20 protein-coding genes are annotated in these 21,497 nt (G+C 68.9%); 16 read left to right on the top strand and 4 right to left on the bottom strand.

From position 1 onward, the window contains the following. Window positions 1–63: 63 nt before the first annotated feature. Genes NA8_RS09735 through NA8_RS09710 form a run of 6 tightly spaced genes read left to right on the top strand, consistent with a single transcriptional unit; the run spans window position 64 to window position 6,094 of the window. Window positions 64–288, top strand: a complete 225-nt coding sequence (locus NA8_RS09735) for a ferredoxin (protein ID WP_063050066.1) — start codon at window positions 64–66, stop codon at window positions 286–288. Next, window positions 288–839 (top strand): nuclear transport factor 2-like protein, encoded by a 552-nt coding sequence (locus NA8_RS09730; RefSeq protein WP_063050050.1) that lies wholly within the window; start codon window positions 288–290, stop codon window positions 837–839. Before NA8_RS09735 ends, NA8_RS09730 begins: the two co-directional genes overlap by 1 nt. A gap of 5 nt (window positions 840–844) precedes the next feature. Further along, window positions 845–2,095 (top strand): hypothetical protein, encoded by a 1,251-nt coding sequence (locus NA8_RS09725; protein ID WP_063050067.1) that lies wholly within the window; start codon window positions 845–847, stop codon window positions 2,093–2,095. Between the two features lie 25 nt (window positions 2,096–2,120). Continuing rightward, on the top strand, window positions 2,121–3,719 hold the full coding sequence (locus NA8_RS09720) for an acyl-CoA synthetase (RefSeq protein ID WP_063050049.1): 1,599 nt from the start codon (window positions 2,121–2,123) through the stop codon (window positions 3,717–3,719). 1 nt (window position 3,720) lies between these two features. Next, the gene (locus NA8_RS09715; protein WP_063050048.1) at window positions 3,721–4,836 is read left to right on the top strand and encodes an NAD(P)H-dependent amine dehydrogenase family protein; all 1,116 of its coding nucleotides are present in this window, start codon (window positions 3,721–3,723) and stop codon (window positions 4,834–4,836) included. Window positions 4,837–4,867: 31 nt separating this feature from the next. Beyond that, window positions 4,868–6,094, top strand: coding sequence for a cytochrome P450 (locus NA8_RS09710; RefSeq protein WP_063050047.1), 1,227 nt, complete (start codon window positions 4,868–4,870; stop codon window positions 6,092–6,094). Window positions 6,095–6,155: 61 nt separating this feature from the next. Here the strand turns inward: NA8_RS09710 and cyp51 are convergent, their stop codons facing one another. Continuing rightward, window positions 6,156–7,520: a lanosterol 14-alpha demethylase gene (gene cyp51 / locus NA8_RS09705; protein ID WP_063050046.1), complete on the bottom strand. Its 1,365-nt coding sequence runs from the start codon at window positions 7,518–7,520 to the stop codon at window positions 6,156–6,158. A gap of 195 nt (window positions 7,521–7,715) precedes the next feature. Here cyp51 and NA8_RS09700 point away from each other — a divergent pair, with 195 nt between their 5' ends. Further along, window positions 7,716–8,894, top strand: coding sequence for an MCE family protein (locus tag NA8_RS09700; protein ID WP_063050045.1), 1,179 nt, complete (start codon window positions 7,716–7,718; stop codon window positions 8,892–8,894). On the opposite strand, the gene aztA is transcribed toward NA8_RS09700, so the two are convergent. Beyond that, entirely contained in the window at window positions 8,891–9,577 is a 687-nt protein-coding gene (gene aztA / locus NA8_RS09695) for a zinc ABC transporter ATP-binding protein AztA (protein ID WP_063050044.1), read from the bottom strand. The two genes, NA8_RS09700 and aztA, sit on opposite strands and share 4 nt — an antisense overlap. 59 nt (window positions 9,578–9,636) lie before the next feature. Here aztA and aztB point away from each other — a divergent pair, with 59 nt between their 5' ends. From aztB to NA8_RS09665, 6 genes are all read left to right on the top strand, one after another. Next, window positions 9,637–11,640 carry a zinc ABC transporter permease AztB gene (aztB, locus tag NA8_RS09690; RefSeq protein WP_063050043.1) on the top strand — a complete coding sequence of 668 codons (2,004 nt, stop codon included), beginning with the start codon at window positions 9,637–9,639 and terminating at the stop codon, window positions 11,638–11,640. Further along, on the top strand, window positions 11,637–12,554 hold the full coding sequence (gene aztC / locus NA8_RS09685; protein ID WP_063050042.1) for a zinc ABC transporter substrate-binding protein AztC: 918 nt from the start codon (window positions 11,637–11,639) through the stop codon (window positions 12,552–12,554). The genes aztB and aztC overlap by 4 nt, the downstream gene beginning before the upstream one ends. 32 nt (window positions 12,555–12,586) lie before the next feature. Next, entirely contained in the window at window positions 12,587–13,756 is a 1,170-nt protein-coding gene (aztD, locus tag NA8_RS09680; protein ID WP_063050041.1) for a zinc metallochaperone AztD, read from the top strand. An 87-nt stretch (window positions 13,757–13,843) separates the two neighbouring features. Further along, on the top strand, window positions 13,844–14,749 hold the full coding sequence (gene bla, locus NA8_RS09675; protein WP_063050040.1) for a class A beta-lactamase: 906 nt from the start codon (window positions 13,844–13,846) through the stop codon (window positions 14,747–14,749). Between the two features lie 116 nt (window positions 14,750–14,865). Then, window positions 14,866–15,552 carry a hypothetical protein gene (locus NA8_RS09670; protein WP_063050039.1) on the top strand — a complete coding sequence of 229 codons (687 nt, stop codon included), beginning with the start codon at window positions 14,866–14,868 and terminating at the stop codon, window positions 15,550–15,552. Between the two features lie 47 nt (window positions 15,553–15,599). Continuing rightward, window positions 15,600–17,438, top strand: coding sequence for a hypothetical protein (locus NA8_RS09665; RefSeq protein WP_245663738.1), 1,839 nt, complete (start codon window positions 15,600–15,602; stop codon window positions 17,436–17,438). A gap of 59 nt (window positions 17,439–17,497) precedes the next feature. Here the strand turns inward: NA8_RS09665 and NA8_RS09660 are convergent, their stop codons facing one another. After that, entirely contained in the window at window positions 17,498–17,887 is a 390-nt protein-coding gene (locus NA8_RS09660) for a DNA-directed RNA polymerase subunit beta (protein ID WP_157106625.1), read from the bottom strand. A gap of 27 nt (window positions 17,888–17,914) precedes the next feature. Here NA8_RS09660 and NA8_RS09655 point away from each other — a divergent pair, with 27 nt between their 5' ends. Next, on the top strand, window positions 17,915–18,127 hold the full coding sequence (locus tag NA8_RS09655) for a hypothetical protein (RefSeq protein ID WP_063050037.1): 213 nt from the start codon (window positions 17,915–17,917) through the stop codon (window positions 18,125–18,127). 90 nt (window positions 18,128–18,217) lie between these two features. On the opposite strand, the gene NA8_RS09650 is transcribed toward NA8_RS09655, so the two are convergent. Continuing rightward, window positions 18,218–18,586 carry a hypothetical protein gene (locus NA8_RS09650; RefSeq protein ID WP_245663737.1) on the bottom strand — a complete coding sequence of 123 codons (369 nt, stop codon included), beginning with the start codon at window positions 18,584–18,586 and terminating at the stop codon, window positions 18,218–18,220. A gap of 353 nt (window positions 18,587–18,939) precedes the next feature. Between NA8_RS09650 and NA8_RS09645 the strand changes: the two genes are divergently transcribed. Continuing rightward, a complete protein-coding gene (locus NA8_RS09645) occupies window positions 18,940–20,064 on the top strand; it encodes an amidohydrolase family protein (protein WP_063050036.1) in 1,125 nt (374 codons plus the stop codon). A gap of 142 nt (window positions 20,065–20,206) precedes the next feature. Next, a complete protein-coding gene (locus NA8_RS09640; protein WP_063050035.1) occupies window positions 20,207–21,496 on the top strand; it encodes a YhgE/Pip domain-containing protein in 1,290 nt (429 codons plus the stop codon). Window position 21,497: the final 1 nt, after the last annotated feature.

Below are 21,497 nucleotides of genomic sequence, written 5' to 3'. Positions count from 1 at the left end.
GAGCCGTCGATGCGAACGAATCCGGATACCCGGGCCGCGGAGCCGGGCCGTGCGGAGCCGGTCATGAGAATCCGGGCCGACCTCGATCTGTGCCAGGGGCACGCGGTCTGTCAGGCCGAGGCGCCGGAGGTGTTCACCGTGCCCAAACGCGGCCGGGTCGAAATCCTCGACGATGTTCCGGCCGCCGGTCTGCGGCCCGCCGTGGCGGACGCGATCCGCTACTGCCCCACTCGAGCCCTATCGATCGCCGAAGACGCGACCGATCACTCCCCGAAAGGTACCGACTGATGCCAGCTTTCGACCGCGCCGAGCTCGATGAGATGATCCAGCGCTGGATCGTGGAGAACCAGCGCTGCGAGGAGAAGGGCGACTGGAAGCCGCTCGCGCAGATGTACACCGAGGACGCCACCTACGGCTGGAACTACGGCCCCACCCAGGAGTTCATGGCCGTCGGACGCGACGAGATCCGCGATCTGGCCCTCGGCCAGGAGATGGCCGGACTGGAGGGCTGGACCTACCCTTACCAGGAGTTCGTGGTCGACGACCGCACCGGCAACGTCATCGGATTCTGGAAGCAGATCAGCGAGGCCGAGCGTCCGGACGGGCGCAACTACTCGCCCGAAGGGATCGGCGGCAGCTGGTTCCGCTACGGCGGCGACTTCCAATGGTCCTGGCAGCGCGACTTCTTCGACTTCGGCAACGTCTCGGCGCTGTTCCTGGAGATGATCACGAACAAGGCACTGACACCGGGCATGCAGAAGCGCATCGAGCGCTCCGTCTCCGGCAAACCGCTGCCCGGCTGGTACCGCATCGGCGAATCCCCCGTCCCGCTGTGGTGACCGACATGGCCGCAGCACACAGCCGATTCGCCGACCTGGACCGGGACACCCTGGCGGCGCTGGTTCCCGAACTGCTCCTGTGCGGGCACCTCATCGACCGTTCCGGCATGGCGCACTCGATCGCCGCGTTCGGCCGGGAGGGCATGACCGAGATCGCCATCGAGGAGTGGCAGGTGGCCAGCCCGGTCTACACCCGGCGCATGCAGCGGGCGCTCGGCTTCGCCGGCGACGGCGTGGAGACCATCTTCAAGGGCCTGCAACTGGACATCGGCGCTCCACCGCAGTTCATGGACTTCCGTTTCCGGGTGGAGGACCACCACCACGGCGAGTTCTGGCTCGACCACTGCGGTGCGCTGGCCGACGTGGAACCGATGGGCGAGGACTTCGTCGTGTCGATGTGCCACGACATCGAAGACCCGACCTTCGACGCGACCGCGCTGGCCACCAACCCGCACGCCCAGGTCCGGCCCATCCACCGCCCGCCCCGCCACCCGGCCGACCGGAAGCCGGTGTGCGCGTGGACGGTCGTCATCGATCCCGGGCACGTGCCGCCGGCGGTGCCGCCCAACGCCGAGCTGGTCGCCGGGTCGATGGCGGCGGGACTGGAGCTGGCCGCGATCGATCGCGACGACGAAGGACGGCCGGACTACGCGGGCCCCTTGCTCAGCGATGTGCGATTCGCGGACTTCTCCCGCTCCGCGCTGGTGCGTCTAGCCGACGAGGTCTGCTTGCAACATCATCTGCTCACCCTCGGTTTCATGATCGCGGTGCGGACCCGCGCCGACGCCGCCGCGGCGCTGGAGATCGGACGCAAACAGTTCGCGGGGATCGCCGGGCTCACCAGTGAGCGCCTGCGCAACTGCCTCGGCCTCGGCGCCGACGCCGCCGCGCTCGCGACGGTACTGCGGCTACATCCCGCTCTCAATCCGTTGCCCTACACCGGTGTCGAGATCGCGGACACCGGGGACACGGTCACGGTGACGTTCCCGGCCGCGAGCGGTGCGCACACCGACGGAGCGTGGCCGTCGATGCTCGACCCCGAGCACCTGCAGCCGCTGAACGCCCTGGTCCGCGGCGTGAACCCGCGCTTCTCCGCCGAGGTCGTCGCGGCGGGCGCGGGCGGGTGGCGCGCCGCCGTCACGCTCGGCGACAAAGCGTTCCGGGAGGCGACGGAGGTCGCGCTGACCCGGTTCAGCACCGGCGCCGCCTTCACCTTCACCGACCGGGGGATCCCCCTTCCGCTCACCGTCGTGTGACAGCCCCACCCAGAGATGGAACGAGATGGCCAACAATTTCGCCGACCTCTTCGAGCACTCCGTGGACGCCATGCCCGAACGGGTGGCTCTGATCCAGTCCGGCCGCCGCGTGACCTACCGGGCACTCGACGCCCGCGCCAACCAGCTCGCACACCATCTGGCGAGCCTCGGCGTCGGCGCGGGAACGCACGTGGGATTCCAGATGCACAACAGCATCGAGACGATGGAGACGCTGATCGCGTGCTTCAAGCTCGCCGCCGTGCCGATCAACATCAACTACCGCTACGGCGTGGCAGAACTGGCTTATGTCTACGCCAACGCGGATCTCGAGGTGCTCGTGCACCACTCCTGTTACGCCGCAGCCGTCCAGGAAGCCCGGACGACCGCGTTGCTGCACACGGTCTGCGTAGCCGACGAATTCAGTGACGCGGATTCCGCGTCGACGGGCTACGAGGCCGCCCTCGCCGGTAAGCCGACGGACCGCCCGGTGGTCCGCCGCGGGCCCGACGACCTGTTCATGATGTACACCGGCGGGACGACCGGCATGCCGAAGGGCGTCATGTGGCGGCAGGAGGACATGTGGCGGGTCCTCGGCGGCGGCATCGACTTCTACACCGGAGAACCGGTCGCCGACGAGTTCCAGCAGTCCCGCACCGGCGCCCAGGTCGATCCGAGCGCCTGGCTGGTGCTGCCGCCGCTGATCCATGCCGCCGCCATGATGCCCACCTTCACCGCGCTGTGGTCGGGCAACACCGTGATCTTCGAATCCCGCTTCGACGCCGGTAGCGTCTGGCGGACTGTTGCCCAGCAGCGCCCCCAGGTCATGGTGATCACCGGCGACGCCATGGCCAGACCGCTGATCGAGGCGTTCGGGCGCGAGCCGGTGGACGCCTCGTCCTTGCTGGCGATCGCCTCCGGCGCCGCGCTGCTGTCGCAGCCGGTGAAGAACGCGCTGCTGGAGCTGTTCCCGTGGGCGGTCGTCTCGGACTCCATCGGATCGTCGGAAACCGGCTTCGGCGGTATCGGGTTCGCCCAGAAGCACGACGATCCCGGCCGCGGGCCCCGCGTGCAGACCGGTCGCGGCGCGGTCGTCGTGGACGACGACGGCCACCCCGTCGCGCCGGGCTCGGAAGGCTGGCTGGCCAAGACCGGCAACGTGCCGATCGGCTACTACAAAGACCCCGGCAAGACCGACAAACTGTTCAAGACCGTCGACGGCACACGCATGGTCGTCACCGACGACCGCGCCCGCGCCGAGACCGACGGATCGATCACGCTGATCGGCCGCGGCAACATGGTGATCAACACCGGTGGCGAGAAGGTGTTCGTCGAAGAGGTCGAAAGCGTGGTGAAGACCTACGACGCGATCTACGACGCGGTGGTGCTCGGCGTGCCGCACGAACGCTGGGGCCATCAGGTCGCCGCCGTGGTGTCGCTGTCCGGAGCCGGGCCGGTCGAATTCACCGACCTGCACGCGCACGTACGCAAATTCCTGGCCGGATACAAAGTGCCCAAACAGATCTGGGTCGCCGACGCCATCGTGCGCGCGCCCAGCGGCAAGCCCGACTATCGGTGGGCCAAGCAGTACGTGGCCGGCCGAGGCCCCGACCACAAGGCGGACTGACATGATCCGGGTGATCCAATGGGCGACCGGCGGAGTCGGGCGGGCCGCCATCGAGGGCATTCTCGACCATCCCGATCTGGAACTGGCCGGGGCCTGGGTGCACAGCGCGGACAAGGACGGCATGGACCTGGGCGAGCTGGTCGGCCGTGCGCCGATCGGAGTGCGCGCGAGCACCGATGCCGAGAGTTTGCTCGCCACACCGGCCGATTGCGTGCTGTACAGCCCGTTCATGGCCGACACCGAGACGGTGCGCGCGATCCTGCGGTCCGGCAAGAACATCGTCACACCGCTGGGCTGGTTCTATCCGCGCCGCGCGGAGCGGCGGCGCTACGACGAGCTGTGCCGGGCCGCCGGAGTCACTCTGCACGGCACCGGAATCCATCCCGGCGGCATCACCGAGAAGATTCCGCTGGTGGTGTCGGCGCTGTCGGGGGCGATCACCGAGGTTCGGGCCGAAGAATTCTCCGATATCCGCACCTATGGCGCGCCCGAGGTGGTCCGGGACTGGATGCTGTTCGGCGCCACACCGGAGCAGGCCGCGGCGAGCGTCATGGCGGACATTCTTGCGGGCGGCTACAGCCAATCGGTGTGGATGATCGCGGACGCGCTGGGCATCTCGCTCGACGAGCAACTGCGGGTGACGCACGAGACGGCGGTGGCCACCGCACCGATCGACTCGCCGATCGGGCCGATCGCGCCGGGACGCGTCGCCGCGCAACGCTTCCGCTGGCAGGGAACCGTCCGCGGCGCACCGGTGATCACGGCGGCGGTGAATTGGTTCATGGGCGCCGAGAACCTCGATCCGCCCTGGACGTTCGGACCGGCGGGTGAGCGATACGAGGTCGAGATCGTCGGTGACCCCGGAGCGATGGTGACGTTCACCGGCATGCACGCGCACAGCGCCGCCGCCGGTCTGGCGCGCAACCCCGGCATCGTCGCCACGGCCATGCACTGCGTGAACTCGATTCCCTACGTCGTCGCCGCCGAACCGGGTGTGCGGACCTATCTCGAGCTGCCGCTCGTCGCGGGTCGCGCCGCCGCCTCGTTGCGCGGGGCCGACGGCGCATCGTCCGACGCGGCCGATCCCGACCTCGCGCGGCGAGCCGCGCCGCGCTGACCGGCTTGCCCGTTTCATCTAGGAGGTAGCAATGGCCGCACCGGCATTACCGGTCGGATTCGACTTCACCGATCCGGCGCTGTGGGAGAACCGAAGTCCGGTCGAGGAGTTCGCGCAGCTGCGACGGACCGCCCCGGTGTGGTGGAACGCGCAATCCGACGAGACCTCCGGGGGTTTCCGTGACGGCGGCTACTGGGTGGTCAGCAAGCTCGCCGACATCAAGGAGATCTCGAAGCATCCGGAACTGTTCTCCTCGGAGCGGAAAGGGGCGATCATCCGTCTGCCCGGCGACATCACGCCGGAGCAGATGGCGCTCACCGGAGCCCTGCTGGTGAACATGGACCCGCCCAAGCACTCGAAGATCCGGCGGATCATCTCCAAAGGCTTCACGCCGCGGGCGGTGGAGAACCTGCGCGCCGCACTCACCGAGCGCGCCGCGCGCATCGTGCACGGCGCCAAGGAAACCGGCGGCGGCGATTTCGTCGAACAGGTGGCCTGTGAACTGCCGTTGCAGGCGATCGCCGAGCTGATCGGCGTGCCGCAAGCGGATCGGCGCAAGCTGTTCGACTGGTCCAATCAGATGCTCAACTACGACGACCCCGAGTACGGCGATCCCGCGATGGCCTCGGCCGAAATCCTCGGCTACGCCTGGAACATGGCCGAGCAGCGCCGCGCCTGCCCGGTGGGCGATATCGTGAGCGAGCTCGTGCACGCCGACCTCGACGGCGAGGCGCTCGGCTCCGACGAGTTCGGCTTCTTCGTCATCCTGCTCGCGGTGGCGGGCAACGAGACCACGCGCAATGCCATCACCCACGGGATGAAGGCGTTCGTCGACAACCCGGAACAGTGGGAGATCTACCGGCAGCGGCGTCCGCGCACCGCGCCCGACGAGATCGTGCGCTGGGCCACCCCGGTGACCGCCTTCCAGCGCACCGCGACCGAAGACCTGGAACTCGGCGGGCAGCGCATCCGGCAGGGCGAGCGGCTCGGTTTGTTCTACAGCTCGGCCAATTTCGACGAGGAGGGCTTCGAGAATCCGTTCTCCTTCGACGTCTTGCGCAACCCGAACCCGCACGTGGGTTTCGGCGGCACCGGCGCGCACTACTGCGTCGGCGCGAACCTGGCCAGGCTGGAGATCGATCTGATGTTCAACGCCATCGCCGACGTGATGCCCGACCTGCGGCAGGTCGCCGAGCCGGTGCGGCTGCGGTCGGGCTGGATCAACGGCATCAAGAGCTGGCGCGTGCGCTACGAGTAGATCCGGGCGCGAGTTCCCCGCCACCGGGCGGCGGGGAACTCGCGCGGGCCCGGCCGTGCCCTCAGCCGTTGCCTTCCTCGCGGCGCCTGCGGTAGCGAACGGTGCACGGTTGCGCGAGTTGCACGACCATCTTGGAGTGGTCGTTGCGGTAGGTCTCCGACGGCTGGGTCATCTCGAACTCCCAGTCCCGCAACAGCAGCGAGAAGATCGCCTTCAACTGCATCAACGCGAACGCCGCGCCGACGCAGCGGTGCCGGCCCGCGCCGAACGGAATCCAGGTCCAGCGGTTGACGAGATCGGCTTGGTTGGGATCGATGTAGCGGCCGGGATCGAACACGTCCGGATCGGGGAAGTCCTCCGGGATCCGGTTCGAGATCGCGGGTGTGGCCGCGACGTGGTCACCGGGTTCGATGCGGTGCCCGCAGACGTCGAACTCGCCACGGGCCACCCGCATCAGGATGATCAGCGGCGGATGCAGGCGCAGCGTCTCCTTGAGCACGGACTCCAGGTGCGGGATCTGGCGCAGCGCGCCGAAGCTGATGTCGGAGCCGTCGGCGTAGAGCTCGTCGAGCTCGGCGACGACCTGGCCGAGCACCTCGGGATGGCGCAGCAATTCGATGATCGTCCAGGCCGCCGTGCCGGAGGTGGTGTGGTGGCCCGCGAACATCATAGAGATGAAGATGCCGGTGATCTCGCTGGCGCTGAAGCGCGGTTCGCCGTTGTTGCCCGGGATCGAGATGAGCACGTCGAGCATGTCCCGGTCGTCCTTGCCGGTCGGCGGGTCGGCGGCCCGGCGATCCATGATCGCCTGGACCAGCTCGACCAGCTCGGCCCGCGCCTGGTCACGGCGGCGGAAGCTCTCGATCGGGGCGTACGGGTCGACGTAGGCCAGTGCGTCGGTGCCCCGTTCCAGGTCGTGGTAGAGGTGCGCGAAGCGGTCGTCGAGGTCGTTGCGGAATTTCACGCCGATCAGGCAGGCCGAGGAGGTGTAGATGGTCAGTTCGGCGAAGAAGTCGAGCAGGTCGATCTCGCCTTCGTCGCCCCAGCGGGCCAGCATCCGCTCGACCTCGCGGGCGATGGTCGCGGCGTGCCCGCGCATGTGCTCGGCGCGCAGAGCCTGGTTGTGCAGCATTTCCTTGCGGCGTTCCGGGCTGGCGTCGAAGACGACGCCGTCGCCGAAGATGGGCTTCATGAAGGGATAGGCGGCGGCCTGGTCGAGGTCCTCGTCGCCGGAGCGGAAGAAGAATTCGTTGGCTTCCGCGCCCGACAGCAGTATGACCTGCCGCCCCGCCAGGTCGAACGAGCCGACGTCGCCGCACTCCTGGCGGACCCGGCGCATCAGGCCGATCGGGTCGACTCGGAACTCCTCCAGATGACCGTGCTCGTGGTCGCCTCCGGATACCCGCCGTGGTTTCACCAGAGTCATTGGAAATCCTTCCCCAGATAAGCGTCCAAGTTTTATGATGGACACGTGTCTGGACAGTACTACGGCTAGCGAGCGTCCGGCAAGACGCGGGCCACGTCCGCCGGTGCGCGGGCCGGACGCCAGGACTGCGGGTGCCGCACAGCCCGCGCCGAGAAGTGATCGGTGGATTCGAAGATGAATGTCGGCAGGCAGGCCATGTCGGTGACGTGGCGGATAGTGCGGTTGAAGGTCGCGGGGGCGGTGCTGATCCTGCTCGTCGCCGCTGTGGTCGCGGTCGCCGTCGCGATGTACGCCGGACGTTTCCGCTCCACGGAGACCGTCACCGTCGAGACGTCCCGTATCGGACTGGTTCTCGACCCCGACGCCAAGGTGCGGATGCGGGGGGTGGAACTCGGCCGGGTGAGCGCCGTGGAGTTCCATGGTGACCGGGCGCGCCTGCGTCTCGCGCTCGATCCCGGGCTGCTGCGGCTGGTGCCCGCCAACGCGACGGTCAACATCCGCTCGACCACCGTATTCGGCGCCAAATACGTGAATTTCGTGGTACCGGGCGTACCCTCGCCGACGCCCATGCGACCCGGCGCGACGATCCGGGCGGAATCCGTCACCGTCGAATACAACACGCTGTTCCAGCGTCTCACCGACATCCTGGCCGAGGTGGAACCGGGCAAGCTCAACGCCACCCTGGCCGCATTGGGCACCGCACTGCAAGGGCGCGGGGATCGGCTGGGCGATCTCCTCGCTCGGGCGGACGACTACCTGCGGCAGATCAACCCGAGTCTGCCCGCGCTGCGGCGCGATCTGTCGTCTGCCGGGGAGGTCACCGGGCTCTACGCCGACACCACCCCTGATCTGTTGCGCGCGGCGGGCAACGCTACTGCGACCGGCGCGACGGTCGTCCAGGGTGCCCAAGACCTGGACACCGTATTGCTCAACCTCATCGGCTTGGCCGACACCACCCGGTCGGTGCTCACGGACAACGAGCGGGATCTCACCGCCGTGCCCGCGCTCCTGCGACCCACCAGTTCCCTGCTCGATACGTACTCACCCGTGCTGTACTGCGTGGTGGTGGGCATCGCGAGAGCTCTGCCCGCGGCCGAAGCCATCATCGGCGGATACAAGCCGGGGGCCATCTTCAACGCGAGCTTCATGTACGGCGCGCGGCCCTATCGGTATCCCGACGACCTGCCGAAGGTGAACGCGACCGGTGGGCCACGCTGCGACGGGATCCTCGACCGGGTTCCCGGCAGTCATGCCGATTACGTGGTCACCGATACCAACGCGGGCGCGCCGTTCACTCCGTCCAGCGCGGTCGTGCCCAACGCGCCCAAGGTCTTCCAGATCCTTTTCGCGGGCATGCCCGGGGTGCCGCGTTAGTCGACCGCCTCGGTGCTCTGCTCGCGCAGGACGGTGCGCGGATCACCCTGGCCGGTGAGCCGGCCGTCGCGCAACAGCAAGCAGTGGTCGGCGCGCAGGGCGTCCTCGCGGCTGTGCGTGGCGTGCACGACCGTCACGCCACGTGCGCCGACGCGGCGGATGGCCTCGGAGATCTCCTGTTGTGCGGCGGAGTCCAGGCCGGTGGCCGGTTCATCGAGCAGCAGCAGGTCCGACTCCTGCGCGAGTGCCTGCGCGAGGAGCGCCCGTTGGCGCTGGCCGCCGGAGAGGGTGTCGAGTCGGCGCTCGGTCAGGTCGGCGATGGCCATCCGGTCGAGGCACGCGCGCACCACCGCGCGATCCTGCCGGGTGAGACGCCGCCATGCGCCGCGCTGCGCCCACCGTCCCATCGCGACTGTTTCCCGCACGGTGATCGGCAGCGTCGCGGGAACGCCGCTGTGTTGCACGACGAGCGCCGGGCGCCGGAGATGGTGTCGGCGAACGGTGCCCGTGGTGGGCGTGAGGACGCCGGCCAGCACGCCGAGCAGGGTGGACTTGCCGGAACCGTTGGGCCCGACGAGGGCGGTCACCTGTCCGGCCGGGATCGTGGCGGTGAATGCGTGCAGTACCGGGTTTCCTCGGTAACCGGCCATCACTTCGGCGAGATCGACAGCGGACGGCGGCATGAGCGAACTCCGATCACCTCATTGAAATGAAAACCGTTATCATTGTAGACTGCTGCCTCATGGAGTGGTTGGCCCCGTTCGAGGTTTCGTTCGTGCAGCGGGCGTTGTGGGGCGGATTGCTCGTGTCGTGCTTGTGCGCCCTGGCGGGCACGTGGGTCGTGCTGCGCGGTATGGCGTTTCTCAGCGACGCGATGGCACACGGCATGCTGCCGGGCGTCGCGATCGCCGCATTGCTCGGCGGAAACTTGGTGCTCGGCGCGGCATGCAGCGCCGCGGCGATGGCGGTCGGGGTCTCGGTGCTCGGCCGCGGCACCAGGTTCGCCGCCGACACCGGTATCGGACTGCTGTTCGTCGGGATGCTGTCGGCGGGCGTGATCATCGTGTCGCGTTCGCCCTCGTTCGCGGTGGACCTGACCGGCTTCCTCTTCGGTGACGTACTCGCCGTCGGGGCGCGTGACCTCTGGTATCTGGTCGCGGCCGCGGTGATCGCGGCGGTGATCTCGGTGCTGGGCTACCGGGCGTTCGTCGCGCTCACCTTCGACCCGCGCAAGGCGCACACCCTCGGGTTGCGGCCCCGGATGGCCAACGTGGCGCTGATCGGCCTGGTGACCCTGGCGATCGTCGCGTCCTTCCACATCGTCGGCACGTTGCTGGTCTTCGGTCTGCTCATCGCGCCGCCCGCCGCCGCCGTCTACTGGGTGCATCGCATTCCCCTGATCATGCTCACCGCCGCGGCGCTCGGCGCGCTGGCCACGTTCGCCGGGCTGCTGATCTCGTGGCACGCGAGCACCGCCGCCGGGGCGACCATCGCGGCGACGGCCGTCGCGCTGTTCTTCGTCTCGGCGGTGTCGTCCTGGTTGCGTGAGCGGATCCGCGCCTCCCATACGACCACGAAACCGCTGGCGCTCGTGCTGGTCCTCGCCGCGATTGCGCCCCTGATCGGTTGCGCGACAGAACAATCCGCGCCTGCGGAGCCGACGCCGCACGGGTACGTGGCGGGCGCGGAGGAGACCGGCGAGGCGCAGCCGCGTCTGGTCGTGGCCGACAACGCGACCGGCGCCGTGCGGGTGGTCGACCTCATCACCGAGGACGTGATCGATCTCGGCCGGATGGAAGGCGTCGAGCGGGTGAGCGCCGACGGGCGCTTCGCGTTCCTGTCCGCCCGCGACCGGATACGGATCGTGGACGCGGGTGCGTGGACGGTCGACCACGGCGATCACGTGCACTACTACCGCGCGCCCGCCCGCGATCTGGGCATCCGCACCGGTGGGCCGGTGTCGGTCGCGCACGCCGACAGCGCGCTCACGGCAATCGTTTCCGAAGCGGGCAACACCACGCTGCTGGACCGGTCCGCGCTCGGCGCGGGATCGGTGCACGAGCGCGGCGTGATCGCGGACGCCGCCGCCGTGCCGTACGCCGAGCACCTGCTCGTGGCCGTGCCCTCCCGCGCGCGCATCGAGGTCCGCACCCGAGACGGCGCGCACGCCTCGGACCTCGCGCAGCCGTGCCCGCATCCGCGCGGCTCGGCGGTGACCAGGCGGGGCGTCGTCTTCGGTTGCGCCGACGGTGCGTTGCTGGTGACGGCACGCGACGCGGCGTTCACCGGCGAGAAGATCCCCTATCCGCCCGGCACCGTGGACGGCGACCGCGCGGTCGAGTTCCGCCACCGCCGCGGCAGCGCGACGCTCGTGGCCGCGGCCGGTCGGCGCGGGGTGTGGGTGCTCGACGTCAGGCGCAAGACCTGGACATCGGTCGACATCGGTCCGGTGGTCGCGGCGAACACGGCGGGGGAGGGCGCCGCACTGCTGGTGCTGACCTCGGACGGCCTGCTGCACAGCTACGACGCCGCGTCCGGCCGCGAGTCCGCGGTGGCGCGGCCGCTGACCGCGCCGGTAGCCGACGGCACGCCCGCGCCGTTGATCCTCGTCGACGAACACCGCGCCTACCTCAACGATCCCGTGGCGCGGGCGATCCACGAGATCGACTACACCGACAATCTGCGCACCGCGCGCACGTTCCGCCTCGACATCATGCCCACCTCGATGGTGGAGACCGGCCGATGAGAGTCGCTGCCCGCCTGTGCGCGCTGATCGTCGCCGCGCTGTTCGCGCTGACCGCATGCTCGAGTTCCGGTGCCCACCGAGACGGAGTTCTCGTCACCACCAATATCCTCGGCGATCTCACCCGCGCCGTCGCCGGGGATGCGGTCGAGGTCACCGTGCTCATGCAGGCGAACACGGACCCGCACTTCTTCGCGATCTCCGCCCAGCAGGCCGCCCAGTTCGAACGCGCGAGCCTCATCGTCTACAACGGTCTCGGTCTCGAGGAGAGCGTGCTGCGCAACGTCGAGGCAGCAGAGAAGTCCGGGGTCGCCGGCGTATCCGTCGGCGCGGCGGTCGACCCGATCGGTTACGCGGCGGAGGAAGCGAACGGAAGACCGGATCCGCACTTCTGGACCGATCCGCGCCGGGTGCGCAGGGCGGTGGAGGTCATCCGGGACCGGATCGTCGACCACGTCCCCGGCGTGGACGCCGCGGCGGTCCGTGCCGGAGCCGACCGCTACCTGACCGAGCTCGACCGGCTGGATCGCTGGATGACCGAGCGCTTCGCGACGATCCCCGTCGAACGGCGGAAGCTGGTCACCAACCACCACGTCTTCGGGTACCTGGCACAGCGATTCGGCTTCGAGGTGGTCGGCGCGGTGATTCCGGGTGGCACCACCCTCGCGTCACCGAGCCCATCGGATCTGTCCGCCCTCGCCGGGACCATCCGGGCCGCCGGGGTGGGCGCGATCTTCGCCGACGCCTCGCAGCCCGATCGCTTGGCCCGGGTGCTCGCCGACCAGGCCGGGGTGCACGTACAGGTGATCTCCCTGTACTCCGAGTCGCTCACCGAGCCGGGTGGTGGCGCGGGCACCTACCTGGAAATGATGCGGGCCAACACCGAGTCGATCGTGCGCGGCCTCACCACCCCCTAGCCCGACCCACGGAACGAAAGACGGAGTCGCCCATGCCTGTTCGATCGACAACCACGAAATCGGCCGCCCTGACCGGCTTGCTGACCGCCGTACTCACCGTCGCCGGATGCGGCGCCGGTGCTTCCCCCGAACAAGACACCCGGCGCACACCGATCACCGACCCGGTCGCGATCACCTACGACGGCGGAATCCACGTACTGGACGGAACCACCCTCGAACTCGCGCGCACGGTCGAGCTCGACGGCTTCAACCGGCTCAACCCCGCGGGTGACGACCGGCACCTGATCGTCTCGACCAAGGCGGGCTTCCAGGTCTTCGACGCCGTCACAGCCGAATTCACCGGCACCGACTTCCCCGGCCCCCATCCCGGGCACGTGGTCCGGCATGCCGGGCGGACCGTGCTCTTCAGCGACGGCACCGGCGAAGTCGTCGCGTTCGACTCCGCCGATCTCGCGAAGGGCGCGCCGAAGACCGACGCCTACCGCGCGGCCGCCCCGCACCACGGCGTCGCGATCGAACTGACCAACGGCGAACTCGTCCTCACCCTCGGCACCGAGGAGAAGCGGACCGGCATCGTGGTGCTCGACAAGAACCGCACGGAGAGGGCGCGCAACGAGAACTGCCCCGGCGTGCACGGTGAGGCGACCGCCGCGGGCGAGGCCGTGGTGATCGGCTGCGAGAACGGCGTGCTCGTCTACCGCGACGGCGCGATCACCAAAGTGACCAGCCCCACCGAGTACGGCCGGATCGGCAACCAGGCAGGCAGCGAAACCTCGCCTGTCGTCCTCGGCGACTACAAGCAGGACAAGGACGCCGAACTCGAGCGTCCGCAGAAGGTCGCACTGATCGACACGGTCACCGGCGCGTTGCGCTTGGTCGATCTGGGCGCCAGCTACACCTTCCGGTCGCTGGCTCGGGGCCCGCACGGCGAAGCCCTGGTCCTCGGCACCGACGGCCGCATTCACGTGATCGACCCCGTCGCGGGCGCCGTCGTGCGCACGATCCCGGTCACGGATCCCTGGCAGGAGCCGCTGGAATGGCAGAAGCCGCGACCCGCGCTGTTCGTCCGCGGCGGCACCGCCTATGTCTCCGACCCCGGTATGAAGCAGGTGCACCGCATCGACCTGGGCACCGGAGCGAAGACGGCGAGCGTAGCGCTGCCGAGCACGCCGAACGAAGTGAGCGGCGTGCTCGGGCACTGACCCCCGGCTCTCGTCGGTGGGGACAGCGGACGATGGTCGCGATGGTGAGTCCGTTCACCGCGACACCGACCCCGGGAAAGGACGAGTATGACGCAGTCGCCCATCGGCCGCCGGACGCTTCTGGCCGCGGCGGCACTCCTACCGCTGGCCGGGTGCGCTGCGGAGAAGGGACCGCCTTCCGCCGCCGCGCCCACCGCCCAGGCGGACGAGCGCCACGGTCGCCTCATCGAGCTGGAACGGAAGTACGACGCACGCCTGGGCGTCTATGCCCGCGCCACCGGGACGGGCGTCACCGTCGCCCACCGAGCCGACGAACGATTCGCGTTCTGTTCGACGTTCAAGGGCTTGGCCGCGGCGGCGGTGCTGCATCGTAACCCGCTCTCGCACTTGGACACCGTCGTCACCTACACCCGCGACGATCTGCTGAAGAACGCCTCCGTCACCCCTCGGTACGTGGACACGGGAATGACGATCCGCCAGCTGTGTGACGCCGCGGTTCGGTACAGCGACGGCACCGCGGGCAATCTCCTGCTCCGCGATCTCGGTGGCCCGGCCGAGCTGACGGCCTACGCCCGGAGTCTGGGCGACCCGGTCACCCGGATGGACCGGATCGAGCCCGCGATCACCGAAGCCACCCCGGGCGACCCGCGCGACACGACTTCGCCGAGGGCGTTCGGCGAGGTCTACCACCGGATCGTGCTGGGCGACGCCCTTCCGGCCGACAAGCGGGACTTCCTGCGTGATCTGCTGGAACGCAACGCCACGCCCGCGGGCGCCCAGCGGATCCGGGCGGGCACACCGCAGGGATGGAGAGTGGCCGACAAGACCGGGACCGGCGACTACGGCACACTCAACGACATAGCGGTCGTGTGGCCCCCGGATGCCGCGCCCCTCGTCGTCGCGATCATGTCCAGCAAAGCCACCCGAGATGCCGCCTACGATCAGGTTCTCCTCGCCGAAGCCGCCGCCTACGTCATGGACACACTCACCTAGCCGGCGGCCATCGCAGTGCTCGACCGGAGACCGGCGCGCGAAATACTTTGTGGATTCCGGGTTTTCCGATGTTCGCGTCGACGGGAAATCGTTCGAAGTCAGGCTAGGTTGGCAGGATGCCGCTGCGACACGAGCCGGACGTCTCCAAAGCCGAGTGGTTCACCGAGCGTCGCGACCCCTGGATGCAACTGTGTTCGATCGGACCCAGTGGGTTCGCGGGATACGCCCGGCTGTTCCACCCCGTCGAACCCGACGACGAACCGTCCGATCCCGCTACCCTGCTGAATCTCGAAGGCGACCTCGACGCCGAGGTGCTGCACCGGCTGACCGGCGTACTCGCCGAGCACACCGAGACGCCGGACGAGTGCTACTTCGGGCTCTGGGACGGATTCGGTGACATCTACGGCGGCTCCTCGGTGGTCGTCGCGTTCAGCGTGGACGAGGCGGCGGATCTCACGACCGCGCCCACCATCACACCGGCCTTCCCGCCGCACGTGATCGAAGGGCCGCGCCTGCGCATACCCGCGCGGGACTACCTGCTGTTCCGTGGGCCGCTCGGCGAGGCAGGGCAGTGGGGAGCCGCGGACCTGCTGCCGGGTTGGCCACGGACGATCAACAGCCCGAATCTCATCTGGCCCGCGGACCAGGCGTGGTTCGTGGCGACCGAGATCGACCTGCCTTGGACCGGCATCGCGGGCAGCGCCGCTCTGATCGAGGCCTTGCGGGCCGACGCGGCACTGGACGTGGAGGAGACCCGGCCGGCGGGCGACCTGTCGTATTGGCGGGACCGGAAATTCCCATAGCCGCGAAGCGACTGGTCCCGGGCCGACCGCCGCTACGGTGGGATGACATGGATACTGCTGTGCTCGCCGTGCCGGAGCCCGCGCGCGCCCCTCGGTCCGCGGCGGCGAGCGGCCGGATGCGGCGGATCCGGAACACGCGGCCGCTGGTCGTCGTGGCCGGTTGCCTGGTGTTCCAACTGGCGGTCCGCTGGTGGGTAGCGGGCAGCGGCTACTTCTATTGGGACGATTTCATCCTTGTCGGCCGGGCGGCCCGATTCGGGCTGTGGTCTACGGACCTGCTGCTCTACGACCACGACGGGCACTTCATGCCGCTGGCATTCGCCACGGCCTGGGCGGTGAACGCGGTGGCGCCGCTGGTCTGGGCCGGACCGGTGACGGTGCTGCTGATCATGCAGCTCTGCGCGTCGGTAGCCGTGGTGCGCATGTTGCTGGTGGTGGTGGGCCCACGGTGGCCGATCCTGCTCCCGCTGGTCTTCTACCTGTTCTGCCCCCTGACGATCCCGGCGTTCGCCTGGTGGGCCGCCGCTCTGAACGCACTGCCGCTGCAGTTCGCCCTCGCCTGGGTGATCGGGGACGCGGTGCTGCTCGTCCGGACCGGTCGCCGCCGATACGCGCTTTCCGGGGTCGCGGTGCTGGCGTTGACACTGCTGTTCTTCGAGAAGTCGGCGGTCGTGCCGTTCGTCGCCTTCGCCATCACGGCGCTGGCCCGCTACGTCGACGGGCGCGCGGCCCCGATGCGCACGGTGGCCCGCCGGGGTGCGCCGCTGTGGGTCGGATCGGGCGCGGTGCTGGCCTGCTGGTCGATCATCTACCTCGTGGTGGTGGACGGTCCCGGCCTGCCCGACAGGTGGGACGAGTTGCGCGACCTGCTGCCCGGAGCCGCCTCCCTGGGGGTCGTGCCCGCCCTGTTCGGCGGCCCCTGGGTGTGGGAGCGGTGGCTACCGTCGACGCCGTGGGCGGATCCGCCGGGGTGGGCGGTGGTGTCGGCCTGGCTCGCGCTGGGCGCGGTCGTAGCGCTGACGATGCGCGCCCGGCGGCGGATCGGTGCGGTCTGGCTGACAGCCGCGGCGTACGTTCTGATCGCTCAGCTGGCCGTGGCACTGGCTCGCGGCGGACCGAACACCGCGGGGGAGTTGATGCAGTCGCTGCGTTATTTCGCCGACACGGCGGTGGTGTGGGCGGCCGCGGGTGCGCTGATGCTGCGGGCCCGTCCCCGGCCGTGCCGGGGTCCGGCGCTTCCGGGGCGGTCGGTGACGATCGCGGTGACGGTGGTGTTCGTCGTCAGCAGTCTCTGGTCCACCTGGATGTTCGTGCGATCCTGGCGTGCCGGCCCGACCGAAACCTACATCACCAACGTGAAATCGGGGCTGAGCGCGTGGGATGGCGCGCCGCCCCTGCTCGAGCAGGAGGTGCCGTGGAATGTGTTGAATCCCTTGGCCTATCCGCAGAATCTCACCAGGAACGTCCTGGCTCCCATAGCCGCTCCCGGCACGTTCGCCGACTCGACACCCCACCTGCGGATGATCACCGACAACGGGGAGATCGTCGAGGCGGCGGTCTGGTGGAACCGGATCATCCTCCCCGGCCCGGAGCCCGGCTGCGGCTACCGGATCGAAGGCGCCGCCCCGGCTCGCCTGCTCCTCGACGGCCCGATGCTCGCGAACAAATGGACAGCGCAACTCAACTACCTCGCCAGCCGCGACGGCCGCATCACCGTCGCCCTGGAACAAGGCGAAACGGTGACCGCGCCGGTCCGAAAGGGTCCCAACACCGTGTTCGTTCGCCTCATCGGCAGCGGTTCGGCACTGCGAATCACCACCGCCACACCGGGCCTGAACCTGTGCGTGGGCGTCGGGCCCGTCGGCGTCGCGTCCTACGACAATTGAACCGACGGCTATCGCCGCCCACGGACTGCGACCGACGTCATCGGTTCGGCGGCGTGCGCCTACGGCTGGATTGCGCAGACGCGGATGGCCTCGACCACGACCATGCCGCGCGGCCGGTAGGTGCCTTGCGGTGCGTGGGCCCAGACCCGAAACCCGAGGTCTCCGTCTGCCGGTGACGGCAACGCGATCTGCGCGCCCGGACGGGCCACAGACACATTGAGCCGGAACAACTCTGCGAACAGGCTCATGTCGGAGTCCGGGATGTCCGGGACGATGAGGAACGTCCACCGTTTCGATCGTGGATGCGACACGATCGGTCCAGGCTGCCCGCCGCGGTCGAGCAGTTGCGCACGCACGCCCGCGCCGAGCTGCGCGGGCATCGTGATCGCACCGACGCTGCCGGAGACGAAGAAGATCCGGCCCAGCTCCGGTTGCACCCGCGCGGGCAATCCGAAAGCCTCGAGAAGCTCGCCAGGGTGTACAACCGCACCCGACAGCACGTGAACGTGGCGGGCCGCGAAGCGTACGAGGCCGCGAACGCAGCGGTGGTGGACTCGGTAGACCGGCTGGTCGCGGTATGGGACGGTGCGGACGGGGAGCGAAGCGGAACCGGCTCTGTGGTGCGGTTGGCCCGCAAAGCCGGGGTGCCGGTGGACGTGGTGTGGCCGGAGGGTGCGGCCCGCGGCTGAGGGATGGTCCCATCCGGTCCGCGTACTCGTCTGCGCACCGTTCGATGGGTGGCCGGTCAACTGTGGGACAGCAGTCCGGCCACGATCCGATCAGTCGCGGTATACCGCGACGTAGGCGTTGGTGGTGGTGCCGATGCCGGTGGGGCCCAAGCATGAGGCGGTGCCCTGGCCGGAGGGGCTGAAGGAGCCACTCCACGAACCTCGGTAAGAACCGATGGCCATGAGCGGGAACGCATTCGGTACGCCGTGCAGGCCGACGCACTCGACCACCAGGGTGTACTCCCTGCCAGGGGGCGCATCTTCGTCGTGGCAGGTCGCCGTCGCATTGAACAGGTCTCGCGTGACGACACAGTCCTGTGGCGCGGCTTGGGCTGTGCCGGAACCGATTACCGTGGCAAAGCCCAGAACCGACACGGCGGCGGCCGTGACTCGTGCGGCGGCGATTGTCGTAGAGCTCATTCGAATTCCCTTCGAAGGTCATGTGGCAATCGAGGGCGGACACCGAGTCGTTACGGCCGGATCACGGCCGTGCCGATACGGCGCGGACGCCGCGCCGCATGCCGTGCAGGGCCGAGCCGTCCAACTGGGAGGCGGTTCACGCGAGACAGTCTCCGGAAGGGTTCGCCGCTTCGTCTCGAAGCCTCGCCGCAAGGGGGAGTTGTTGAGATTCTCCACGGTCCTGAGTATTTCTTCATCAACTCTTGACGATGATTTCATCTTAGTTGATGATTTCCTCGGATACCGTCGTGGCAGGTGGTGCAGGCGAGCATCGACGGCTCGGCCGCTCCCCGTCCGGACCAGTGAGGACTTCGATGACCGATTCCCGATTCCGCAGGAAGATGAGCAGGCGTGGGGCGCTGGGCGGCGCTCTCTCCGGGACGCTCGGCGCCGCCGCGATGGCGGCGGTCGCGCGGGCGACTCCGCTTCGCACTCGGCAACCTGCGCCTTCGGGCACCTACCGGATCGACCTGCACGCGCATTTCCTGCCGCCGGACTACCGGGCGGCGTTGCTCGAGCACGGTCACGTCACCATCGGCGGGTACCCGACGCCGGATTGGTCGCCGGAGCAGGCGCTGGCGTTCATGGACTACTACGGCATCCAGGCGCAGGCACTGTCGGTATCCGACCCCGGGGTGTCCTTCCTGCGCGGCAAGGAAGCCGCCGACATGGCCCGCTACTGCAACACCTACGCCGCCGGGCTGTTCCGGGACCACCCCGAGCGATTCGGCGCCTTCGCGGTGCTGCCGATGCCCGATATCCCCGCTTCCATCGCCGAAGCCGTGTACGCGCTGGACGAATTGCGTCTCGACGGTGTGGTTCTGCTGTCCGCCTACGACGGCGTCTATCTCGGCGATCCCCGGTTCGAGCCGTTGCTGATCGCGCTGAACCAGCGCAACGCTTATGTCTTCGTGCACCCGGCCGCCATCGCCGCCGACGCGAAGCCGAAACTGCCGCTGCCGGACTTCCTCGAAGAATTCACCTTCGACACCACCCGCGCGGCGACGTTGATGATGGCCACCGGGATGACACAGCGCTACCCGAACATCCGTTTCCAGCTGGCGCACGCGGGCGGGACGCTTCCCTTCCTGTCCCACCGCATCAGCGTCGCCTCGCAGACGGTGATCGGCGAGCTCTGGCCCGAGGACCTGCCCAGGCCGTCGCTACTCGACACGCAACGCCAGATCGGGAACTTCTACTACGACACCGCGCTGAGCGGGTCGGCTGCGGCGATGACGAGTGTGCTGGCGGTCACCGAGCGCGACCACGTCGTCTTCGGATCCGACTGGCCATTCAGCGCGCTCACCCTCCCGCGGTCCGGCACCCACGATCCGGCTCCCGGCCTCAGCGACATCTTCGACGCCGACCAGCGGATGGAGGTCGAACGGATCAACCCGTTGCGGCAGTTGCCCCGGCTGGCCGCAGCGGTCGGCGGGTGAGCGGCAGCCGCGCGCCGTCGGGTGGGTCCGCGGTTCCCGGCGAAACTCCGAACCGTGGTCCCCGGATGTCCGCGCGCACGGGTGAAGATAACCAAGAGTTCGCCGAATAGTCCGCGTCGCCGCAGCGAGAGGAGCCGGTCCCATGGCAGCGAAGCCCACGCGAGTCCGTACCTGGACCCGCCCCGTCGTCGTGGTCACGTTGCTCATGGCGTTGCTGTCGGTGATGTACCTCGGTTACGTCATCAATCCGGAGAAGAATCTGCACGACCTGCCGCTGGCGGTGGTGAATCAGGATGTCGGCGACACGCTCGGCGGCAAACCGGCCGACGTCGGTCGCCAGATCACCGAGGCGCTCACCGCGAACGTCCCGGCCGACAAAGTCGACCTGCGCGGCATCTCCATCACCGAAGCGCAACGGCAACTGCGCGACGGCAAGATCTACGGCGCGATCATCATCCCGAGCGACTTCACGAAGCGGCTCGCGATCCTCGGCGCCGCGGGCGTGGTCCCCGGAAAGGTGGACCGGCCGGTGATCACCGTGGAGACCAATCCGCGCACCGGCACGTACGCCACGCAGATCACTCTCCGCATCGCCGAACAGGCGCTGGACGAGGTGAACGCCACCGTCGGACGGCAGCTCATCGACGCCGTCGACGAACAACTCCGGTCCTCGGGCGGCCCGGCACCGCAACTGACCGGAGCAGGCCGGTTGCTGCTCGCCGAGCCGATCGACGTGGTGGTCGCGCCGTATCGGCCACTCCCCGAAGGCACCGGCGGCGGGCTGTCGGCTTTCTTCTACACGCTGCTGCTCCTGCTGGCCGGGTTCACCGGCGCCATGATCATCCACACCATGGTCGACGCATCCCTGGGATTCACGCCCACCGAATACGGGCCGTGGTACGTGCACTATCCGCCCACTCCCATCTCGCGGCTGCGCACCCTGCTGGTGAAATGGGGCGTTCTCGCCGTCGTCGCGCCGATCGTGTCGGCCGTATTCCTCGCGGTCGCCACGGCCCTGGACATGCCCATCGACAAAGCTCTACTGCTTTTCCTCTACTCCACCTTCGCCATCCTCGCCGTGGGCGTCACCGCGCTGTCGATACTCGCCGCCTTCGGCGCCGCGGGCATGCTGGTCAACCTGATCCTGTTCATCGTGCTGGGACTTCCCTCGGCGGGTGGGACCGTGCCGATCGAGGCGACGCCGACATACTTCGCTTGGTTGTCCACGTTCGAGCCGATGCATCAGGTCTTCCTCGGCGTCCGCGCCATCCTGTACTTCGAGGCCAGAGGCGCCGCCGGTCTGGAGCGCGGCGTCTGGATGGCGCTGCTCGGCCTGGTCATCGGCCTGTGCTCCGGTGCGGCGGTGACGTCGTTCTACGATCGCAAGGGCCTGTCGCGCACAGCGGATCGGGCCGGGGACTCCGCGGCGTAGG

Origin of the sequence: Nocardia arthritidis NBRC 100137 (genome assembly GCF_001612765.1) — a bacterium.
GTDB lineage: Bacteria > Actinomycetota > Actinomycetes > Mycobacteriales > Mycobacteriaceae > Nocardia > Nocardia arthritidis.
Note: the sequence above shows the minus strand (reverse complement) of the source record. Positions and strands in the feature narration are given on the sequence as shown.